Below are 20,895 nucleotides of genomic sequence, written 5' to 3' on the forward strand. Positions count from 1 at the left end.
CGCTCAGGTGAACAGCGTCGAGCCCCAGTAGGCGGAGTCGTCGCCTTCGCGCAGGCCCGGCGGGCACGCGAAGATGCCCGACCCGGTGTGGGTGATGTACTCGTTGAGCGCATCCTTGCGGGCCAGCTCGCGCTGCATGGGGATGAACTGCTTCGAGGGGCTGCGCACGAAGGCGATGAAGAACAGCCCGGCGTCGAGGTGGCCGAAACCGTCTGAGCCGTCGGTGAAGTTGTAGCCGCGACGCAGGAGCTGAATGCCGCCGTTGTGTTGCGCCGACGCCAACCGGACATGTGCAGCCATGTCGATCAACGGATTGCCCTTGTCGTCGGCGATGTCGAAGTCGAGTTCCTCGAACTCCTGCCGCAACCCCATCGGCGCGCCGCTGCCCTTCTGCCTGCCGATGACCCGTTCCTGCTCCAGCAGTGTTGTGCGGTCCCAACTTTCGATGCGCATGCGGATGCGGCGGGACACCAGGTAAGAGCCGCCGGTGAGCCAGGCCGGCCCGTCACCTTCGGCGACCCAGACGTTCTGGTTGAGCAGGTCGGTCTCGTCGGACTTCAGGTTGGCCGTTCCGTCCTTGAACCCGAACAGGTTTCGCGGTGTCTCCTGATCGCGCGTGGTCGATGACGTGCGGCCGAACCCCAGCTGGGAATAGCGCACGGCGACCGTGCCGAAGCCGACGCGGGCGAGATTGCGGATGGCGTGCACGGCGACCTGGGGGTCGTTCGCGCAGGCCTGCACAACGATGTCGCCGCCGCAGCGGGCCGGGTCCATCGTCTCGTTGGGGAACTTCGGCAGATCCACCAACTCGGCGGGCCGCTGGTTGGCGATGCCGAAGCGGTCCTTGCCGTCTTTGAGGAAGAACGACGGCCCGAAACCGATCGTCAACGTCAACTGCGAAGCAGGTAACCCCAGCGCCTCGCCGGTGTCCGACGGTGGGGCATAGGGATTTCCGTCGACGGCTCCGCCGACTTCGGTCTCCTGGCCGCGGGTCATCCGCTCGGCCATCCGGGTCCACTGCTTGAGCAGGTTGATGACGTCGGCGCGGTTTTCGGTGGTGACGTCGAAGGTGCAGAAGTGCATCCGGTCCTGCGCCTCGGTGATGATGCCGGCTTGGCGCTGGCCACGGAACGGGACCGGGCCCGTCAAGGCGCCGTGCGGTGTGCTGGCTGCCGAGGCCCGGCCGGCCAGCGCACCCGCGCTGGCCGCGCCGACTACCGCCGCGGTGACCCCCGCCGCACCGAACAACTTGCGGCGGGAGAACCCGCCGCCTGCTGGTGTGGCGCCGGGATCAGAGGACGCGGTCTCACTGGTGGGCGATGACACCTTGCACCTGGCTCACTTCGTTGCTCAGCGCATCGATCGCACGCGACAGTTCCTGCCGCTGCGGATCGGTCACCAGGTCGTAGGACACGAAGCCGTCACCCTTGCGGTACTTCTCCAGGAGCTTCTCGACGTCGGCGAACCGCTGGTCGACCCGCTTGCCCAGATCGGCGTTGCGCTCGTCGAGGATCGGGCGCACCGAGGCCACCGCGGTCTGCGAGCCCTCGACGTTGGCCTTGAAGTCCCACAGATCGGTGTGGCTGAAGATGTCCTCTTCACCGCTGATCTTGCTCTTGGAGATCTCGTCGAGCAGGCCCTGGGCGCCACCGGCGATCTGGGTCGAATCGATGGTCCACGTCGGCGCCTTCACGCCCGCGTCGAGCTCCTTGACGTCGGCCACCAACTGGTCGGCGATGGCGTCGGAGTCGGGCTGCAGGCCGGTGACCCACAGGTCCTTCTCCAGGCGGTGGAAGCCGGTCCACTTCTGGCCCGGTTCCAGGTCGGCTTCCCGCAGGTCGATGCGCGGGTCGAGATCGTTGGGGAACGATTCGGCGACCGGCTCGATGCGCTCGTAGTAGGTGCGGGTGGTCGGGTAGAGCGCCTTTGCCTTGGCGATGTCCTTGGCCTTGATCGCCGCCACGAAGGCCTCGGTGGCGGGCACCAGGGCGTCGGTCTGGCTGTTCACGTACCGCTTGTAGCTGTCGGCGGCTTCTTTGAACTTGCCCTCGGTGTCGATCTTCACTGCGTCACCGGTGACGGTGAAGTCTCCGCGGATGCCTTCACCGACCATGCCGGGACGGCACGAGGTCTGGTAGGTGCCCGGCTCGGTGAGCTGCACGATGAGCTGACGCTTGAGGCCGGGGGAGATGTTCTCCACCTCGCCCATCACGCGCTCGCCTTCGCCGTAGACGTAGAACTCGGTGACCTTTTCGCCGCTGTTGTTCACCACGAACGTGGTGGGGCCGGTGGTGGCGGAGGTCCCCGAGAGCTTGCACCCGGTCTCGGACGCGTCGACCGTGATCGGCGCGGCCTTGTCCTTGCCGTCCGCGCTGGGGCTGGAATCCTTGGCCTGGCAGCCGGCCAGGGAGAACCCGGCCAGGAGCGCGGCGGTTGCCGCCACCCCGGTCTTCACGGCAGGTGTGAGCTTCACTTGGTCGACCTTTCGGATGTGGGAGAGGGTTCCGGGTCGGCAGTCGACTCGGCGGTGTCAGGAGTCTGGGAAGGCGCGGGCTTGGCCGGAGTGCGGGTGCCGGAGGGGCGGAAGAACAAGGCCAGCACGATGACCAGATAGGCCAGCCAGGCGGCGAACTGCAGCACCGTCGGGGTGGGGTCGATGTTGAAGACGCCCTGGATGATCTCGCCGTACCAGGCGGACCAATCAAATGCACCGCTCATGTCGAACGCGACGGAGCCGAGGCCGGGGATCCAGCCGACGGTCTGCAGCGCCTTGACGCCGTAGGCGAGGATGCCTGCGGCGACGACGATGAGGAAGGCGCCGGTGTAGGTGAAGAACTTGGCGAGGTTGATGCGGACCGCGCCGGCGTACATGCCGTAGGCGATGGCGGTGGCGATCAGCACGCCGACGATCAGCCCGATCAGCGGCCAGAGGGTCTCGGCTTCGGCGTAGCCGACCATGAACAGCGCGGTCTCCACGCCTTCGCGGCCCACCGCTAAGAACGCGAGCAGCGCGACGGCGACTCCGCCGGTCTCCAATGCCTGCGACATGCCGCTGCGCAGCTCACCCGAGATCGACGCGGCGGCCTTACGCATCCACAGCACCATCGTGGTGACGATGACGACGGCCACGAGCGATGCGACACCGGCAATGGCTTCGGCGCCCAGTCCGCTGATGGTGTTTTCGCCCAACTGGATCACCAGGAACACGGTGATCGTCATGGCGATTGCTGCGGCGACGCCCAGCCATACCCATTTCAGGGCGTCACGGCGGTCGGACTTGACCAGGAATGCCACCAGGATCGATACGACGATTGCGGTTTCGAGGCCCTCGCGCAGGCCGATCAAACCGCTGCCGAACAGCTGTGATGTGACGTTTGATGCGGCCAGGATGGTCGTCGCAGCGTCTGCGCTGGCAATCATGTGTAGCGTCCTCGCTAGACCGGGTAAAGAAACATAGCCTTGCCTTGCCATGGCAAGGCGTGCCTCACCTTAGCAGGGGCTGAGGAGCACCTGGATATGTTCGAGCCCGGGGGACCGTCGGGCGCATGGCACATCGGACGCATGGGACGATGGGTGCCGAGTAGAGCAGGGGTTGAGGGAGTCCAGTGTCGCCAGTTCGATGGCTGCGGGCTGTCGCAGTGGTTGTGGCGGCAGCGCTGCTGATGGCTTCCAGCTGCTCGTGGCAGCTCGGCATCCCGATTCCCGACGGAGTGCCGCCGCCCGCGGGTGATCGGGTGCCCGCCGTCGACACCTACGCCAAGGGCCGTCCCGCCGACCAGCTGCACGAGTGGGCTGCCGAGCGCGCACCCAAACTGGGCATGCCGATCAACGCGCTGGAGGCCTACGCCTATGCGGCGCGCGTCGCCGAGGTCGAGAACCCGAACTGCCGTCTGGCCTGGACCACCCTGGCCGGGATCGGGATGGTGGAGAGCCACCACGGCACGTACCGGGGCGCGATGATCGCGCCGAATGGTGATGTGACCCCACCGATCCGCGGCGTGCAGCTCGACGGCACATCGGGAAATCTGCATATCGCCGACACCGATCGCGGCCTGCTCGACGGGGACGCCACGCTGGACCGGGCGATGGGACCGATGCAGTTCATCCCCGAGACCTGGCGCCTGTTCGGGGTGGACGGCAACAACGACGGCAAGGTCAGCCCCGACAACTTCGACGACGCGGCCTTGTCGGCGGCCGGCTATCTGTGCTGGAACGGCAAGAATCTGTCGACGCCCCGCGGCTGGATGAAGGCTCTGAGGGCGTACAACAACTCTGACCAGTACGCCCGTACGGTGCGCGATTGGGCAACGGCGTACGCCGGCGGCCACCCCCTCTGACACGCCGCGCCGCCGGTCAGGCTCTAGGCTTACCCAGCAGAACCACGGACGACGCCAATAAGGAGCAAGCCAGTGCCCATCATCGAGCAGGTTGGAGCCCGCGAGATTCTCGATTCGCGCGGCAACCCGACGGTCGAGGTCGAAGTCGCCTTGACCGACGGCACGTTCGCCAGGGCCGCGGTGCCTTCCGGAGCGTCGACCGGTGAGCACGAGGCCGTCGAGTTGCGCGACGGCGCAGCCCGCTACGGCGGCAAGGGTGTCGAGAAGGCGGTCGAGGCCGTGCTCGACGAGGTCGCCCCCGCCGTGATCGGGCTCGGCGCCGACGATCAGCGCCTGGTTGATCAGGCCCTGCTGGACCTCGATGGCACCCCGGACAAGTCGCGCCTCGGCGCCAACGCCATTCTCGGTGTCTCCCTGGCCGTTTCGAAGGCTGCCGCGGAGTCTGCCGGATTGCCGCTGTTCCGCTACATCGGTGGCCCCAACGCCCACATCCTCCCGGTGCCGATGATGAACATCCTCAACGGTGGCGCGCACGCCGACACCGGCGTGGATGTCCAGGAGTTCATGGTGGCCCCGATCGGCGCACCGTCGTTCAAGGAGGCGCTGCGCTGGGGCGCCGAGGTGTACCACGCGCTGAAGTCCGTGCTCAAGAAGCAGGGTCTGGCCACCGGTCTGGGTGACGAGGGCGGCTTCGCGCCGGACGTGGCCGGAACCAGGGCCGCGCTGGACCTGATCTCGTCGGCCATCGAGACCACGGGATTCTCCCTTGGCTCCGATGTGGCCCTGGCCCTGGACGTGGCCGCAACCGAGTTCTTCACCGACGGAACGGGTTACGCCTTCGAGAAGGAAACCCGCAGCGCCGAGCAGATGGCCGAGTTCTACGCCGGGCTGCTCGACAGCTACCCGCTGGTGTCCATCGAGGACCCGCTGTCGGAGGATGACTGGGACGGTTGGGTGTCGCTCACCTCGGCGATCGGTGACCGCGTCCAGCTCGTCGGCGACGACCTGTTCGTCACCAACCCGGAGCGTCTGGAAGAGGGCATCGAGAAGGGCGCAGCCAATGCGCTGCTGGTGAAGGTCAACCAGATCGGCACGCTCACCGAGACTCTGGACGCCGTGGCGCTGGCCCACAACAGCGGCTACCGCACCATGATGAGCCACCGCAGCGGCGAGACCGAGGACACCACCATCGCCGACCTCGCGGTCGCCGTGGGCAGCGGTCAGATCAAGACCGGTGCGCCGGCGCGCAGCGAGCGGGTGGCCAAGTACAACCAGCTGCTGCGTATCGAGGAACTCCTCGGCGACGCCGCCCGCTACGCCGGTGATCTGGCCTTCCCGCGTTTTGCCGTGGAGGCCAAGTAATCCGACCCGATGCGGCGGTGATCTGAAGACGATGCCCGAAGCGAAACGACCCGATCCCAAGCGGCGGTCCCCGGCCTCCCGGCCGGGGGGCCCGGGCAAGAACGGCGGGTCGAATCGTCCCCGCGCCGGCCAGGCGCGGCGGCGGGTGTCGGAGCCGCGCCCCTCGGCACCGGAACCGGTGGCCGAGGAGACCATCACCAAAGCCATTGCGGTACAGGCCGAACAGCAAGCCGAGCTGCAGTCCGAGCAGCGCTTCGGGTCTGCAGCGCGGCGCGCAGCGATCCTGGCCGCGGTGGTGTGTGTGCTGACGCTGACCATCGCGGGGCCGGTCCGCACGTACTTCGCACAGCGGACGGAAATGAAGCAGCTCAAGGCAACCGAGGAGCAGCTGCGGTCCCAGATCGCCGAGCTCGAACAGCAGAAGGTCAAGCTGGCCGACCCGGTGTTCATCGCGGCGCAGGCCCGCGAGCGGCTCGGCTTCGTCATGCCCGGCGATACGCCGTATCAGGTGCAGTTGCCGCCCACCGCCGCGGTGCCCAACGAGCCGGGGCCGATCGCGCCGGGTTCCACCACGCCGGCAGGCCAGCCGTGGTACACCTCGCTGTGGCACACGATCGCCGATCAGCCGCATGGGGTTTCGCCAACGATCGCGCCCGCTCCGCCCGCCCCCGGTGAGCCGGCACCCGGTGGCCCGCCCGCCCCGCCGCCGGCGGTGCCCGGTGGTTGAGCCCGCCGACCTCGAGGCCGTCGCGCAGCAGCTGGGACGCGAGCCGCGAGGTGTTCTCGAGATCGCCTACCGCTGCCCCAACGGCGAGCCCGCGGTCGTCAAGACCGCCCCCAAATTGCCTGACGGCACACCGTTTCCGACGTTGTACTACCTGACGCACCCGGTTCTGACCGCGGCGGCAAGCCGGCTGGAATCGTCGGGCCTGATGCGGGAGATGACCGAACGTCTGCAGCAGGACCCGGAATTGGCGGCCGCCTACCGGCGAGCCCACGAGTCGTATCTGTCCGAACGTGACGCCATCGAGTCGCTGGGCACCACGTTCACCGGCGGCGGCATGCCCGACCGCGTCAAGTGCCTGCATGTGCTGATGGCGCATTCGTTGGCGAAGGGGCCCGGGGTCAACCCGCTCGGTGACGAGGCGTTGGCGGTCTTGGCTGTCGAGCCGGCGATGGCCGGGATTCTGGAGCGCGATACATGGGTGTGAACCGCGTCGGCGCAATCGACTGTGGCACCAACTCGATCCGGCTGCTCATCGCCGATGTGGTGGCGGGTGCCCTGCGCGACGTGCATCGTGAGATGCGCATCGTCCGGCTCGGCCAGGGTGTGGACGCGACCGGTCAGTTCGCGCCGGAAGCATTGGCGCGCACCGAATCTGCGCTCGCGGACTATGCCGCACTGATGTCCGAGCTGAACGTTTCGGCGGTCCGGATGGTGGCCACGTCGGCCGCGCGGGACGCCGGTAACCGCGATGAGTTCTTCGCCATGACGTCGCGCATCCTCGGTACCGTGGTGCCCGGCGCCGTCGCCGAGGTGATCACCGGTACCGAAGAAGCCGAACTGTCGTTCCAGGGTGCCGTGGGCGAACTCGACGCTGCCGGTGCGCCTTTCCTCGTCGTCGACCTCGGCGGCGGGTCCACGGAACTCGTGCTCGGCACCGATGGGGTGAAGGCCAGCTACTCGGCCGATATCGGATGTGTCCGGTTGACCGAACGCTGCCTGCACACCGATCCGCCCAACCCGGCCGAGATCGACGCGGCCCGCGCGGTGGTCCGGGACGGATTGGCGCAAGCGCTGCAAGCGGTTCCGGTCGACGAGGCCAGGACGTGGGTCGGTGTGGCAGGAACGATGACCACCTTGTCGGCGCTCGCGCAAGGGATGACCGAGTACGACGCCGAGGCTATTCACTTGTCCCGCATCGGTTTCGGCGCTCTGCGGCGAGTGTGTGACGAACTGATCGCGATGACGTCGGCGCAGCGGCTGGCGCTGGGCCCGATGCATCAGGGCCGTGCCGATGTCATCGGCGGCGGAGCGATCATCGTCGAGGAACTCGCGGCTCTACTCGGCGACCGTGCCGGGATCGACGAACTCGTGGTCAGTGAGCACGACATCCTCGACGGCATCGCGTTGTCCATCGCGCCGCGCTGACAGCGCCCCAAACAGCGAACGGCCGGATGCGGGTTTCCCGCATCCGGCCGTTGTTGTCGAGCGGTTGGTTAGGACGTCGGCCCGTGGTTGCTGACCGGTGCGGCCGGAGCCGTCGTGGTCGGCTGGGCGCCTGCCGGCACCAGGTTGGGTTCGGCTGGGGCGGCGGGTGCTGCCGGCGCCGGGCGGCCGGGTTCGCGGCGGGCACGGTCGGGGTGCCTGCCGGTGCCTGCTCTGCGGCGGAACCGCGGTTGCGGCGTTGCCCGCACCCGTCGGCGCAGCAGCCGGAGCGGGTGCGGTGCCTGCCGGTGCCGGAGCTCCGGCGGGACCGGCGTGCCGTTGCTGGCCGGAACAGCGCCCTCGGCCGGGGTCCCGGTGGTGCCGGGGACAGCGGCCGGCTGCGCCGCGGTGCCTGCCGGGGCAGGCGCGGTCTGGGTGCCTGCCGGAACCGGGGTGGCCCCTTCAGCGGCGGCGGGCAGATCGGTCGCGCGGCTTCCCGCGCCGCCGGGTGCTGCGGCCGGAACAGCGGCAGGCGTTGCGGCGGGAGCCGGGGTGGCTGCGACGGGCGCGGCGGCGGGTGCCTGAGCGGGGTGGTTCGCCAGCGGGACGGCGTTGCTGGTGCCGCCGGTCGCGGCCGGGGCCGCGGGGACGACGTTCCACACCGCCAGGTCGTGGCCGCCTGCGTTGTAGACAACCGTGGTCGGATCGGCCTCGGTGACGTCGAAGTACACCTTGCCGGAGGTCTTCTCACCCTGGCTGATGGTGGCCGGGTTCACGCCCTGCGGGGTGGCCACCTGGAACAGCGCGCGGTAGTTTTTGCCGTCGGCTGCGCGGGCGTTGAAGTTGGAGACGATCGGGGTGACCGAGCCCTCGAGGGCCTCGTTGGTCGCGGTGACCTCCCAGAGGGTGCCGTGCACCTGGTAGGGAATGGTGTCGGTGCTCGGCTTGAGGTCGGTGACGGTCCAGCCCTGAACCACGTTGCCGTTGTCCAGCTTCGCCTGGCTGCCCAGCGCGGCCGTGGTGACGGCGCTGTCATCGGCGAAAGCGAAGGGTGCGGCGCCGATGATCCCCGCGGCGGCGATGGCTGCTGCAGCCATGGCCGCACTGATATTCGTGATCTTCAAGATGGTTCACTCCTGAGTGTTCTGACGAGCCTCCAGGCCCCCGACAGTGGGGATGCTCACTACAGGGGAAAGCTAGCAGGTTAAGAGGTTGCTGTGGAACCGGAGTGGCATATTGCATCTTCGGGTTCAGGCAGTCAAGCTGCGGCCCCGGTCAGCGCGGCCACAGATTATTGACGGTCGCGGCTACCGCCACCAGCGCAATGACCCCGAGGTATGCGATTACCAGCCGGGTGTCGCGCAATGCACATTTGCTGTGCTGTAACCCGGCGCGGCGTGCGCGGATGTAGCCGATCAAGCCCAGTCCAGCGAACACGGCAACCATCACTGGACCCACCAACCAGGCCAGCAGGGCCACGGTTGCGTACACGCACAACCGCAGCGGATCGTATGGCTCGCCGGCCTGCTGGCTCATCGAATCTCGATGAGTGGTAGTTCCTGCCCGACCGACAGCGACAGCCGTTGACGTCCCAGTGCGGGCCAGGCTTGCACGGCGCAAAAGGGTGCGCACTGATCGGCCCCGTCCGAGCGGGTGCCGACGTGAACGCAGCACTGCACGAGACGTTCCTCGATCATCGTCGACATGTCCATGAACGGTTTGACAGTGAGGCGCACGACGCGTTCCCCGAGGAGCTGACGGATCTTGCGGCGCCTGCCGGGCAGCGCGGACGACGCGAGCGTCAGCAGCGTCGACATCCCCAGATCGCAGTTCTCGCAGATGTTGCGCCAGACGTCACCGATCTGTGGATGCGACAACGACGACTGCTCGGAGAGCAAGCCCAACAGCGATTCCTGCACGGCCTGACGCAACTGCCGCGGGATCTCGGTGTCGGCGATGCGGTTGGCCACCAGCCCGAGCTTGTCTTTGAGGCTGTCGGTGCCGATCAACGACACCAGCGACCGCCACCGGCCGGCGTCGTCGCGCACCAGATAGCCGACCGAGCAGCAGTGCGGGTGCGAGCAGGGCAGTGCGGTGAGATCGCGCCACGTCACGGCATCGCCGGTCTGGGGGCCGAGACGTTTGAGCACGCCGGTGTGGGTGAGCCGGTCGAGCGGATCGATGGTCCCCGAACGGCCGGAGCCGAATTGCGGCTGGACCGTCAGCCCGCCGACATACGGTGTGTCCAAAGCCAATTGGACCATGGCGCCGATCTCGTCGTCGTTGACCCCGAGAGCCGCGGTCATCACCAGCGTGGTGAAGATCTCCCGTTCCGACAGGCGCTGCAGGGCTTGCTGTTTCGTCCGACGCAAATCGCCGCCACGGTGATGCCGATGGGAGGTCTCAGACAACCCGTCGTACTGCAGGTAAACCTCGACGCGTTCGCGGTGTTCGGTCAGCAGGTCGAGCAACCGATCATCGGTGGCGATGCGGACGCCGTTGCTGTTGACCAGGATTCGGGTGATCGGCCGGCTGACGAGTTCGCCGAGCAGCTCGGCCAGCGCCGGATGCAGGGTGGGCTCGCCACCGCTGAGCATCAACACGTCCAGACGACCGTTCTCGCGGGCCAGGCGTTGATCGACATTGGCCAGAACATCGGCGACCGGCACCACGTGCCGCAGATCCGGTGAACTGTCGGTGAAACAGGTGGGGCAGCGCAGATTACACGTCTCGGCGATGTCCTCCAGCAGAATGCACGTGTGCTGAGTCTGCATCTCCGGCAACCCGCGCAGATACGCCGACGGCACGGGATCGAAATTGCCTGGCGTATCCGGAGTGTGAGCCTTGGTCGGGGCAGTCCACTCTTCGAGGTAGGACAGGATCTCGGGATCCTCGTCATACAGCGTGCGCACCAAACCGTGGCTGCGGCAGCCCCGTTCAAGCCAGATGCGGCCGTCCCGCTCGATCAGCATCCCGCTCAGCCGCGCGACATCGGCCAGCGGCCGCTCAGGTGCTTCGTCGTGGCAGTGCGGGCAGAACGCGGTGACGTACCGGTGCAACCGGTCGCCGCGCAGGCCCATGCCCGCGGTCACTTGTACAGCTCGGGGTTGATGCCGGTGCAGAACCCGGCAGTGAACAGTGACATCAGGGCCCAGCCCACCATCAGGCCGACACCGAGTCCCCGGGCGTTGGGGTTACGGGACCGCAGCAGCGCCGCGCCACCGCCGAACGCGATGAGGGCCAACAACACTGCGCCGAACCCGAGTACCGTGTTGCTCTGGTTGGGCTCGACGCGGCTTCCCGCGGTCATGATGGCCATCAGGGCGATCACGAAGTTGATGCCCGCGTAGATGAACGGGCCCAGGATCACCATCGCTATGGAGATCCGGGGTTCGGGCTTGGGTGGGCCGCCGTACGGGTAGCCCGCCGGCGGGGGCGGATATCCGGCAGGGGGCGGAGCATATCCGGGCGGATAGCCGTACGGCTGCTGATGATCGCCCCGCGGAGGGAGGTAGCCGGGCGGCTGGCGCAGGTCGCCGGGGAAATAGCCGGGCGACGGGGGTGTCGGCCCGGCGGGTGATTGCGGTGGATAGTCCAGCGGCGGGTCGACCTGCGGCGCGATGTCCTCTTGGTAGGCCGGTGGAATATCTTGCGGGGCTGCGTCATCCGCGGGCTCGTCAGGTGGCGGACCCGATGGGGGTGACGTCATGCCGGCACTTCCTGGTTGCTGGGTGAAAGGCGATAGTACCCGCGGCGATAGCCAAGCCACACCCGAACACCGATGATCATCAGTGAGGGCAGCAGGAACCATTGTGGGCGGGTCAGATCCAGCCACACCGTTTCGTTGGCCCGGACGAACTCGACGAGGAACCGGAACACGGCGTATGCGGCGACGTAGATGACGAAAAGTTCGCCGGGATGGCTGATCCGGTGGCGTAGCCACAGCAGCACGACGAATGCGCAGAGCTGGAACGCGATTTCGTAGAGGAACGACGGATGCATGGCTGCTCCGGCAACACAGCCAGGGCATTCCGGTGTGGTGGCCGGCGCGTGTATGCCCCACGGCAGCGTGGTGGGCCGCCCGGGCGCTTCGGTGAGAAAGCATCCGATGCGTCCGATGGCCATGCCGAGTGCGACCGCCGGTGCGAACAGGTCGCCGGTCTTTCCGCGGTATCCGCCAAGGCGTTTGGCGATGTGCACGCCGAGGTAGGCGCCGAGCAGGCCCCCGAGGATGCTGCGCGAACCGAACTGCCAGGCCTGCGCCAGGCTGGGATTGGTGGAGAAGTCGAGGTGATGGGCCCATCCGGAAAGGCGCATACCGATCGCGCCGCCGATGAGGGCACCGGACGCGGCGACGACGGCCTGCTCACCGAGCGCGCCACGCCGGCGCGCCTCGTAGACGAAAACCACTACGGCGGCCAGCACTCCGAGGGCCACGAACAGGTCGTGCACCGGAACCGGCACCGGCCCAAGATGCCACTCGGAAGTCATAGGGGTGAACCTATCCTTTGGCGCGCGGGTCGACCGCGAAAGACCACAATGGCCTGCTGCCGGTTGTCCCGGCAGCAGGCCATTGTCATGGAGTCAGCGGCGTGCGTTGCAGTTCGGCGGGTTGCCGCAGTGGTGGCCGCCGTCGCAGGCGTTGCAATGACAGGTGCAGGATCCCTTGCCAAGGGTGTGAGTGGTGCGCATCGTTGTTCAACTCCTCAGGTGCCCGGGCGGTGCCGGTGTCGACCGGTAGCAAACGCCCAAGCTAGGACGGGAAATCAACATATGACTACCTCACAATAGTTCGGGTCACAGGGAAAATAAAGGATTCCCCATGCCGAGCAGGCCCCCGCAAGCGGGCGGTACCCCAATGAAAGCACCCGACACGCCGAGGAATTGGGGACTCCCAAGTCTGCTCGGCGGGTCAGCCGCCACGCCGGCAAACGCTCAGGCGCCCTGTCCGCGGAGCACCGGCGTCAGTGCGTCCAGCACCGCAGGATCTTCGATCGTCGACGGCACCGGCTCCTCGCGCCCGTCGGCGATGGCGCGCATGGTCTTGCGCAGGATCTTGCCCGAGCGGGTCTTCGGCAGCGCCGCCACCACGTCGACCTTCTTGAAAAAGGCCACCGCTCCGATGTTGTCGCGCACCGCGGCGATGAGTTCCTCGGCCAGCCGGTCGGCGGACGCCCCGGACTTGAGCACCACGAATCCACGCGGAACCTGTCCCTTGATCTCGTCGGCCACGCCGATCACCGCGCATTCCGCCACCGCCGGATGCTGGGCCAGCACCGCCTCGATCGATCCCGTCGACAGCCGGTGCCCGGCGACGTTGATGACATCGTCGGTGCGGCCCATCACGAACAGGTAGCCGTCCGAGTCGATGTAGCCGCCGTCGCCGGTCAGGTAGTAGCCGGTGAACGCCGAAAGATACGCCGACACGTAACGATGGTCGTCGCCCCACAAGGTGGGCAGGGTGCCCGGCGGCAGTGGCAGTTTGACGCAGATCGCGCCCTCCTCGCCGGGCTCGGCCACCGCGCCGTCCGAATGCAGGATCTGCACGTCGTAGCCCGGCATCGGCACCGTCGCCGAACCGGGCTTGACCGGCAGCGGCTGCACGCCCATCGGGTCGGCGGCGATCGCCCAGCCGGTCTCGGTCTGCCACCAGTGGTCGATGACGGGGACGCCCAGCTTGTCGGCGGCCCAGTGATAGGTGTCGGGGTCGAGCCGCTCGCCGGCCTGGAACAGGTATTTGAGGCTGGACAGGTCGTAGCCGCCGATCAGCGCGCCGTCGGGGTCTTCCTTCTTGATGGCGCGGATGGCCGTGGGTGCGGTGAACAGCGCCTTGACCTTGTGTTCGGCCGCGACCCGCCAGAACGCGCCGGCGTCCGGGGTTCCGATCGGCTTGCCCTCGTAGAGCACGGTTGTCGCCCCGAGCAACAGCGGCGCGTAGACGATGTAGGAGTGGCCGACCACCCATCCGACATCGGATGCGGCCCAGTACACGTCGCCGGGGGCTGTGTCGTAGATGTGGCGCATGCTCCACAGCAGGGCCACCGCGTGGCCGCCGTTGTCGCGCACGATGCCTTTCGGTTTGCCGGTGGTGCCCGACGTGTAGAGCACGTAGAGCGGGTCGGTGGCGGCAACGGGCACCGGGTCGGCCGGAGTCGCGGAATCCGTCAGCTCCCGCCAGTCGTGGTCGCGGCCGGCGAGTAGCTGGCAGGGGCGTTGTTCGCGTTGCAGGATCACGCAGGCCCGCGGCTTGTGCTCGGCGATGTCCAGCGCGGAGTCGAGCATCGGCTTGTACTCCACGACGCGGGTCGGCTCGATGCCGCACGACGCGCTCACCACGACCACCGGCTTGGCGTCATCGATCCGGGTGGCCAGTTCGCTGGCGGCAAATCCGCCGAACACCACCGAATGCACCGCGCCCAGCCGCGCGCAGGCCAGCATCGCGATCACGGCTTCGGGGATCATCGGCATGTATACGACCACCAGATCGCCCTTGCCGACTCCCAATTGGCGCAGCGCACCGGCGAATTGAGCGGTGGCGTCGCGCAGTTCGCGGTAGGTGTAGGTGCGTTTGGTGCCGGTGACGGGGGAGTCGTAGATCAACGCGGCCTGATCGCCGCGTTCGGGGACGTGGCGATCGAGCGCGTTGGCGCAGGTGTTCAACTCCCCGTCGGGGAACCAGCGGTAGAACGGCGGGTTGCTGTCGTCGAGGATGTGCTGAGGCTCGCGTGTCCAGGTGACCGCCTTCGCCGCGTCGGCCCAGAAGGTGGCCGGGTCATTGATGCTGACGTCGAAGAGGTCGCGATAACCGGACATAGCCCGACACCGTAGCCGGTGGCGGTCTCCGGCGACACGGTATGGCCGCACCGGCCCCCGCAGCCAGTGTGACGTTTGACTGGGCCGGCGTCGGGTAGCCCAGCGCCCATGGTTCAGTCCTCTCCGGCAGCGGTGGACAGCCCGCTGATCGTCAAGCGCCACACCACTGCGTCGCGCAAGCAGGTGTGGGATGTCGTCGCCGATGGGTGGACGTACTCGCAGTGGGTGGTCGGCAATACGCGGATGCGGGCGGTCACGCCCGACTGGCCCGCACCGGGCAGCAAGATTCACCACACGATCGGCGTCTGGCCCGTGGTGGTCAACGACGAGACCATCGTCGAGTCGTGCACACCGCTGGAGGAGCTGGTGTTGTTCGCCCGAGTGCGGCCGTTCGGCGGTGCGCGGATCACCCTGCGTCTGGCCGACATCCACAACGGCTCGCGGATCGAGATGGCCGAGGTGCCGGTCGGCGGACCGCTCAACTGGGTGCCACGGCGGCTATCCCTGCTGCTGGTGTACCCACGTAATCGTGAGTGCGTCGAGCGGTTGGCGGCGCTGGCCGAACGACGGGAAGCGCCTCAATGAGCCAGCTCTGCGCGGACGCTGTGGTGATCGGTGCGGGCCACAACGGCCTCGTCGCCGCAGCCATGCTGGCCGACGCCGGATGGGATGTCCTGGTGCTCGAGGCGCAACTCGCGCCGGGTGGCGCGGTCAAGAGTGCCGAGCTCTTTCCCGGTTACGTCAGCGATCTCTACAGCGCGTTCTACCCGTTGTCCGTGGCGTCGCCGGCGTTGCGCGCCTTGCACCTGGAAGACCACGGCCTGCAGTGGAGCCGCGCACCCGCCGTGGTGGGGCATCCGCAATCGGCCGCAGACGAGGATGCGCCGGTCATCTACCGCGACATCGACCGCACGGCAGCGGAATTGGACCGACATCACCGCGGAGACGGTCAGCGATGGTATGCGCTGTTCGAGCAGTGGCAACGTGTCCGTGAGCCGCTCTTGGCGGCGTTGTTCTCGCCGTTTCCGCCCGTGCGCGGGGTGCTAGGGCTGTTGCACCGGCTGGGTACCGCCGAGGCGCTGCGACTTGCGCACCTGTTGGTCCTGCCGGCAGGCGTGATGGCCGAGCGGTTGTTCGACGGCGCCGCGGCGCGACTGTTGTTGCTGGGCAACGCGATGCACGCCGACGTGCCGATCGACGCGCCTGGCAGCGGGGTCATGGGCTATCTGCTGATCATGATGGCGCAGGACGGTGGTTGGCCCGTTCCGGTCGGCGGTGCTGGACAGTTGACCGCGGCGCTCGTGCGGCGAGTGACGTCTGCGGGGGCCCGCATCGAGTGCGGGCGTCAGGTGGACCGTATTGCGGTACGAGGTGGCCGCGCGGTCGGGGTACGAACGACCGACGGCACCGCGGTGCGGGTGCGACGTGCCGTCATCGCCGACACCTCGGCGCCCCGGCTGTACCGCGACCTGCTCCCCACCGACTCGGTGCCCGCGGCGGTACTCGACAGCATGCGTCATTTCGATTGGGACACCCCGGTATTGAAGGTCAATTACGCGTTGGACGCGCCGGTGCCATGGCGCTCGAAGAACCTCAACGAGGTCGGCACGGTGCACCTGGGCGCCGACCATGACGGCCTTGTCCGTTGGATGGCCGATCTGCACACCGCGACACTTCCGCGGCAGCCGTTCATGCTCTTCGGGCAGATGACGACCGCCGATCCGGGCCGCTCGCCCGCAGGCACTGAAAGTGCCTGGGCCTACACGCATCTGCCGCGTGGCGTCACCGACGACGCGTCGGCCGAGCGGGTCGCGGAGGCGGTCGGCCAGGTGTTGGAAGAGCATGCACCCGGATTCACCGATCACGTGGTCGGCACCATGGTTCAGCGGCCCTCGGACCTGCAGGGCGCTGATGAGAACCTGCATGGTGGAGCGGTCAACGGTGGGACGTCACAGCTATACCAGCAGTTGATCTTTCGGCCGGCACCGGGATTCGGCCGGGCGGAGACACCGGTCGAGAACGTCTATCTGGGCAGCGCCGGCGCGTCGCCGGGAGGGGGTGTGCACGGCGCGTGCGGGCGTAACGCGGCCAGGGCCGCGCTGGGTGGCGATGGTGTGACGGGCTGGCCGCGGCGGCGACTCAACAAGGCCGTCATCTCACTGCTCACGGATTCGCGCGGGGACACTCACTCCTGGAACCGGTAACCCATGCCCGCCTCGGTCAACAGATGCACGGGGTGTGACGGGTCGTCCTCCAGCTTGCGCCGCAGTTGCGCGAGGTAGACCCGCAGATAGTGGGTTTCCTTGGCGTAGGCCGGGCCCCACACCTCCTTGAGCAGTTCCTCGCGGCCCACCAGCTTGCCGCGGTTGCGCACCAGCATTTCCAGCATGCCCCACTCGGTGGGGGTCAGATGGACCTCGGCGTCGTTCTTGGTGACCTTCTTGGCGGCGAGGTCCACGGTGAACGACGATGTCTCGATCACCGGCTGGTCGGCGTCGGCGACGGCCGCACGTCGTACCGCGGCCCGTAACCGGGCCAGAAACTCGTCCATGCCAAAGGGTTTGGTGACGTAGTCGTCGGCTCCCGCATCGAGCGCCTCGACCTTGTCGGAGGAATCGGTGCGGGCCGAGAGCACGATCACCGGTGCCGTCAGCCAGCCGCGCAAGCCCGCGAGCACGTCGATGCCGGACATGTCGGGCAGCCCGAGGTCGAGCACGATGACGTCGGGGCGATGATCGGCGGCGCTGCGCAGTGCTTCGGCTCCGGTGGCCGCGCAGGTGACCTCGTAGCCGCGCACCGACAGGTTGATGCGCAGGGCGCGCAGGATCTGCGGCTCGTCGTCGATGACCAGCACCCTGGTCTTGGCTGCGTTCACGCCGGGGCCGCCAAGTCGATTTCGACGGTCAGTCCGCCGCCGGGAGTGTCGGTGGCCGAGATGGTGCCGCCCATCGCCTCGACGAACCCGCGGGCCACCGACAGGCCGAGTCCGACGCCGGTGCTGTTGTCATGGTCGCCCAGCCGTTGGAACGGTGCGAACAGCGCGGTGTCGGTTCCGCGTGGCACGCCGGGGCCTTCGTCGATGACCGCGATCAGCACCCGGTCGGCGATGCGTCCCGCGGTCACCCGGATCGGGCCGTCAGGCGCGTAGCGCAGCGCGTTGTCGATCAGGTTGGCCAGCACCCGCTCCAGCAGGCCGCCGTCGGCCATCGCCACTGAATCGTCGACCTCCACCTTCACCCGGTCCAATCCTTGGCGCCCGAATCCTGTGGTGCCTCTGCTGATTCCGATCAGCGCGCGTTGCACCGCCTCCTCGAGATACACCGGACGCAGTTCGGGCCGCACCACGCCGGCGGCCAGCCGCGACGAGTCCAGCAGGTTGCCCACCAGCGCGGTCAACGCGTCGACGGACTCCTCGACCGTGGCCAGCAGTTCGGCGGTGTCGTCCTCGGAGAAATCGACATCGTCACTGCGCAGGCTGGACACGGCGGCCTTGGCGGCGGCCAGCGGGGTGCGCAGATCGTGGCTGACGGCCGAGAGCAGTGAGCGGCGCAGTTCGTCGGCCTGCGCGATGGCGTTGGCTTTGCCTGCGGCCTCGCTCAGTTCCCGCTGCCGCACCAGGCCAGCGGCCTGCATCGCGACGGCGCCGAGCACCCGGCGGTCGCGGGCCGGCAGCTGCCGCCCGGACATCAGCAGCCAGAACTCGTCGTCGCCGACTTCGATGGCGGTGTCGGCCGAATCAACGTGCACACAGGGATCCTCGCCCACACACGCCACGATGCCCACACCTTCGCGCAGCAGACTCACGGCGCGTTGACTGTAGGTCTCCCGGACGCGTTCCAGCAGCGTGTCGAGGTCGGCGCCGCGCAGCACCGACCCGGCGAACAGGGCCAGCAGCTCGGCCTCCCGCGACGCCCACCGGGCCTCTCTGGCTCGTTTGGCGGCGCCGTCGACCAGGACCGCGATGGCCACCGCGACCGCTAGCAGCACCACGACGGTGATGGCGCTGTTGGGATCGGCGATCGTGAAGGTGTGCCGAGGCGCGACCAGGAAGTAGTTCAGCAGCAGGCCCGAGAGCACCGCGGACACCGCGGCGGGCGCGACACCGCCGAGCAGTGCCACGACGAGGACACCGACGAAGAACAGTGCGCTCTCACCGCCGACGCCGAGGTACGGGTCGAGCAGATATACCGTCACCGCGCAGATCGCCGACGGAACCACCACGGCGGCAAGCCACGACGCGAGATGCCGATGCTCGGACTCCAGCCGCACGGCGCTGCGCCTCGCGTGCTCATGGGTCACCATGTGCACGTCGATCTTGCCGGACTGTTGCACCACCGCCGCGCCGATGCCCTCGTCGAACAGTCGAGCCCAGCGGGACCGCCGCGATGTACCGAGCACCAGCTGGGTGGCGTTGCGTTCGCGAGCGAAATCCAGCAGGGCCGTGGGGACATCGTCGCCGACGACGGTGTGCACCGTGGCGCCGAGGCTGGCGGCCAGCTCCCGCACCTTGCCCATGTGCGCGGCCGATACGCCGGAGAGCCCGTCGCCGCGGACCACGTGGACCACCATCAGCTCAGCACTTGATCTCGACGCGATCCGGGATGCCCGGCGTACCAGGGTCTCTGATTCCGGGCCGCCGGTCACGGCCACCACGACCCGTTCGCGAGCTTCCCAGGTATCGGTGATCTTGTTGTCGGCGCGGTACTTGGCCAGCGCCGCGTCCACCTGGTCGGCGAGCCACAGCAGGGCCAATTCCCGCAGGGCCGTGAGGTTTCCGCGCCGGAAGTAGTTCGACAGTGCCGCGTCGATCCGTTCCGGCGCATACACGTTGCCGTGGGAGAGCCTGCGCTGCAACGCCTCCGGGGTGATGTCGACCAGCTCGATCTGATCGGCGGCGCGGACCACCTCGTCGGGCACCTTCTCCTGCTGCTCGATACCGGTGATGCCGGTGACGACGTCGTTGAGGCTCTCCAGGTGCTGCACGTTCACCGTCGACACGACGGTGATGCCTGCGGCGAGCAGCTCCTCGACGTCCTGCCAGCGTTTCGGGTTCTTGCTGCCGGGCGTGTTGGTGTGGGCGAGCTCGTCGACCAGCACCACCTGCGGGTTGCGGGTCAGCACCGCCGGCACATCGAGTTCCGGAAAACGGCTGCCCCGGTAGTCGATGTAGTGCGGTGGGATCGTCTCGATTCCCTCGAGCAGTTCGGCTGTTTTGGCGCGACCGTGGGTTTCGACCACCGCGGCCACCACGTCGGTACCGCGTTCGAGCCGTCGGTGTGCCTCACCGAGCATGGCGTAGGTTTTGCCCACGCCAGGAGCTGCGCCCAGGTAGATGCGCAGTTCACCTCGCTTAGGGGCAGTGGCCGTCATCAACCCATCATCCACCTAGGTGGTCGAGAGCGATATTGAGCTCGAGCACGTTGACCCGAGGTTCGCCGATAAAGCCCAGGGTTCGGCCGTCGGTGTGCTCGGCGACCAACTGGCGGACCACGTCGGGATTCAGGTTGCGGGCCTTGGCCACCCGGTTCACCTGCAATTCGGCGTAGGCGGGGGAGATGTTCGGATCCAGCCCGCCGCCGCTGGCGGTCACCGCGTCGGCGGGCACGGCGGCTGTCGCCGCACCGCGGATCGGGACGATCTGCCCGATGCTGTAATCGTCGCCGGGCTTCGCACACCCCACGCGGACGCCCTCATAGCTGGCCAGGAACGGGACGGCCGGGCACGGTTGGTTGACGCTGACCACCTGGGTGGGATGCACGACGTTGCCGTGCGGATCGCGCGGGCCGATCACCGCCAGCACAGCGCCGACGCCGTCGCCGGTGCAGAACGGACGCCTGCCGGTGGTGCCGTCGAGCTTGGCCACGTCGAGGCTGCGGGTGCACACCTGGGTCAACAGGCTGGGTTTTCCGGGTACGTCGACGACGCTTTCGGGACCAAGGTTGCTCGCGCCCGAGGCCATCGGGTCGTAGCCGTTGCCGGCCGCCGACGGGCGGGACTGGAAGTACCGGGCCAGCGGCTTGCCGTCGGAGTCGGTGAACGACTGCCCGATCAGGCTGCTGCCCACCGGTTTTCCGGCGACCTCGACGATCGAGCCGTCGGCCTTGTCGGAGAGACCCGGCACCTGCGCCACCAGCCAGATGAACAGCGGATAGCCGATCCCCAGGATGACGGTCAGGATGAGCAGCGCTCGTAGCGCGGCGAGATGTTGGCGGACCAGGTTTGAGATTTGCATGG

At 67.9% G+C, this 20,895-nt stretch carries 19 protein-coding genes; 7 read left to right on the forward strand and 12 right to left on the reverse strand.

The features are described from left to right. Nucleotides 1-3: 3 nt before the first annotated feature. From efeB to efeU, 3 genes are read right to left on the reverse strand one after another with little or no spacing between them, the layout of a single operon-like run. On the reverse strand, nt 4-1,326 hold the full coding sequence (efeB, locus tag BTO20_RS07715) for an iron uptake transporter deferrochelatase/peroxidase subunit (protein WP_087074736.1): 1,323 nt from the start codon (nt 1,324-1,326) through the stop codon (nt 4-6). Then, a complete protein-coding gene (gene efeO, locus BTO20_RS07720) occupies nt 1,307-2,473 on the reverse strand; it encodes an iron uptake system protein EfeO (RefSeq protein WP_087074738.1) in 1,167 nt (388 codons plus the stop codon). Before efeO ends, efeB begins: the two co-directional genes overlap by 20 nt. Next, nucleotides 2,470-3,420 carry an iron uptake transporter permease EfeU gene (gene efeU / locus BTO20_RS07725; RefSeq protein ID WP_087074740.1) on the reverse strand — a complete coding sequence of 317 codons (951 nt, stop codon included), beginning with the start codon at nt 3,418-3,420 and terminating at the stop codon, nt 2,470-2,472. The genes efeO and efeU overlap by 4 nt, the downstream gene beginning before the upstream one ends. Before the next feature lie 185 nt (nt 3,421-3,605). On the opposite strand from efeU, the gene BTO20_RS07730 reads away from it, so the two are divergent. The 5 genes from BTO20_RS07730 to BTO20_RS07750 all read left to right on the forward strand — a co-directional run bounded on the left by BTO20_RS07730 (nt 3,606) and on the right by BTO20_RS07750 (nt 7,851). After that, the gene (locus tag BTO20_RS07730) at nt 3,606-4,337 is read left to right on the forward strand and encodes a lytic transglycosylase domain-containing protein (RefSeq protein ID WP_198344290.1); all 732 of its coding nucleotides are present in this window, start codon (nt 3,606-3,608) and stop codon (nt 4,335-4,337) included. Between the two features lie 72 nt (nt 4,338-4,409). Further along, entirely contained in the window at nt 4,410-5,699 is a 1,290-nt protein-coding gene (eno, locus tag BTO20_RS07735) for a phosphopyruvate hydratase (protein ID WP_087074742.1), read from the forward strand. A 31-nt stretch (nt 5,700-5,730) separates the two neighbouring features. Beyond that, nucleotides 5,731-6,426 (forward strand): FtsB family cell division protein, encoded by a 696-nt coding sequence (locus tag BTO20_RS07740; RefSeq protein ID WP_087074744.1) that lies wholly within the window; start codon nt 5,731-5,733, stop codon nt 6,424-6,426. Beyond that, nucleotides 6,419-6,910, forward strand: coding sequence for a DUF501 domain-containing protein (locus BTO20_RS07745; protein ID WP_087081758.1), 492 nt, complete (start codon nt 6,419-6,421; stop codon nt 6,908-6,910). The genes BTO20_RS07740 and BTO20_RS07745 overlap by 8 nt, the downstream gene beginning before the upstream one ends. Beyond that, nucleotides 6,901-7,851 carry a Ppx/GppA phosphatase family protein gene (locus tag BTO20_RS07750; RefSeq protein ID WP_087074746.1) on the forward strand — a complete coding sequence of 317 codons (951 nt, stop codon included), beginning with the start codon at nt 6,901-6,903 and terminating at the stop codon, nt 7,849-7,851. The genes BTO20_RS07745 and BTO20_RS07750 overlap by 10 nt, the downstream gene beginning before the upstream one ends. A 68-nt stretch (nt 7,852-7,919) precedes the next feature. On the opposite strand, the gene BTO20_RS07755 is transcribed toward BTO20_RS07750, so the two are convergent. From BTO20_RS07755 to BTO20_RS07785, 6 genes are all read right to left on the reverse strand, one after another. After that, nucleotides 7,920-8,972, reverse strand: coding sequence for an MPT63 family protein (locus BTO20_RS07755; RefSeq protein ID WP_232491085.1), 1,053 nt, complete (start codon nt 8,970-8,972; stop codon nt 7,920-7,922). Nucleotides 8,973-9,123: 151 nt separating this feature from the next. Then, nucleotides 9,124-9,384 carry a hypothetical protein gene (locus tag BTO20_RS07760; protein ID WP_087074748.1) on the reverse strand — a complete coding sequence of 87 codons (261 nt, stop codon included), beginning with the start codon at nt 9,382-9,384 and terminating at the stop codon, nt 9,124-9,126. Next, entirely contained in the window at nt 9,381-10,928 is a 1,548-nt protein-coding gene (locus BTO20_RS07765; protein WP_198344474.1) for a radical SAM protein, read from the reverse strand. The genes BTO20_RS07760 and BTO20_RS07765 overlap by 4 nt, the downstream gene beginning before the upstream one ends. 8 nt (nt 10,929-10,936) lie before the next feature. Next, nucleotides 10,937-11,557, reverse strand: coding sequence for a hypothetical protein (locus BTO20_RS40325; RefSeq protein ID WP_232491086.1), 621 nt, complete (start codon nt 11,555-11,557; stop codon nt 10,937-10,939). Further along, nucleotides 11,554-12,339 carry a prolipoprotein diacylglyceryl transferase gene (locus tag BTO20_RS07775; protein ID WP_087074752.1) on the reverse strand — a complete coding sequence of 262 codons (786 nt, stop codon included), beginning with the start codon at nt 12,337-12,339 and terminating at the stop codon, nt 11,554-11,556. The genes BTO20_RS40325 and BTO20_RS07775 overlap by 4 nt, the downstream gene beginning before the upstream one ends. A 444-nt stretch (nt 12,340-12,783) precedes the next feature. Further along, nucleotides 12,784-14,661: a propionyl-CoA synthetase gene (locus tag BTO20_RS07785; RefSeq protein ID WP_087074754.1), complete on the reverse strand. Its 1,878-nt coding sequence runs from the start codon at nt 14,659-14,661 to the stop codon at nt 12,784-12,786. Nucleotides 14,662-14,769: 108 nt separating this feature from the next. Between BTO20_RS07785 and BTO20_RS07790 the strand changes: the two genes are divergently transcribed. Together BTO20_RS07790 and BTO20_RS07795 are read left to right on the forward strand one after the other, a co-directional pair. Continuing rightward, nucleotides 14,770-15,246, forward strand: coding sequence for an SRPBCC family protein (locus BTO20_RS07790; RefSeq protein WP_087074756.1), 477 nt, complete (start codon nt 14,770-14,772; stop codon nt 15,244-15,246). After that, a complete protein-coding gene (locus BTO20_RS07795; RefSeq protein WP_087074758.1) occupies nt 15,243-16,865 on the forward strand; it encodes a phytoene desaturase family protein in 1,623 nt (540 codons plus the stop codon). The genes BTO20_RS07790 and BTO20_RS07795 overlap by 4 nt, the downstream gene beginning before the upstream one ends. Here BTO20_RS07795 and BTO20_RS07800 read toward each other — a convergent pair. Genes BTO20_RS07800 through BTO20_RS07810 form a run of 3 tightly spaced genes read right to left on the reverse strand, consistent with a single transcriptional unit; the run spans nt 16,847 to nt 20,893 of the window. Beyond that, the gene (locus tag BTO20_RS07800; protein ID WP_087074760.1) at nt 16,847-17,536 is read right to left on the reverse strand and encodes a response regulator; all 690 of its coding nucleotides are present in this window, start codon (nt 17,534-17,536) and stop codon (nt 16,847-16,849) included. The genes BTO20_RS07795 and BTO20_RS07800 overlap by 19 nt on opposite strands. Continuing rightward, nucleotides 17,533-20,031, reverse strand: a complete 2,499-nt coding sequence (locus BTO20_RS07805; protein ID WP_087074762.1) for a sensor histidine kinase — start codon at nt 20,029-20,031, stop codon at nt 17,533-17,535. Before BTO20_RS07805 ends, BTO20_RS07800 begins: the two co-directional genes overlap by 4 nt. 7 nt (nt 20,032-20,038) lie before the next feature. Beyond that, nucleotides 20,039-20,893: a potassium-transporting ATPase subunit C gene (locus tag BTO20_RS07810; protein WP_087074763.1), complete on the reverse strand. Its 855-nt coding sequence runs from the start codon at nt 20,891-20,893 to the stop codon at nt 20,039-20,041. Between the last annotated feature and the right edge of the window lie 2 nt (nt 20,894-20,895).

Origin of the sequence: Mycobacterium dioxanotrophicus (assembly GCF_002157835.1) — a bacterium.
GTDB classification, from domain to species: domain Bacteria; phylum Actinomycetota; class Actinomycetes; order Mycobacteriales; family Mycobacteriaceae; genus Mycobacterium; species Mycobacterium dioxanotrophicus.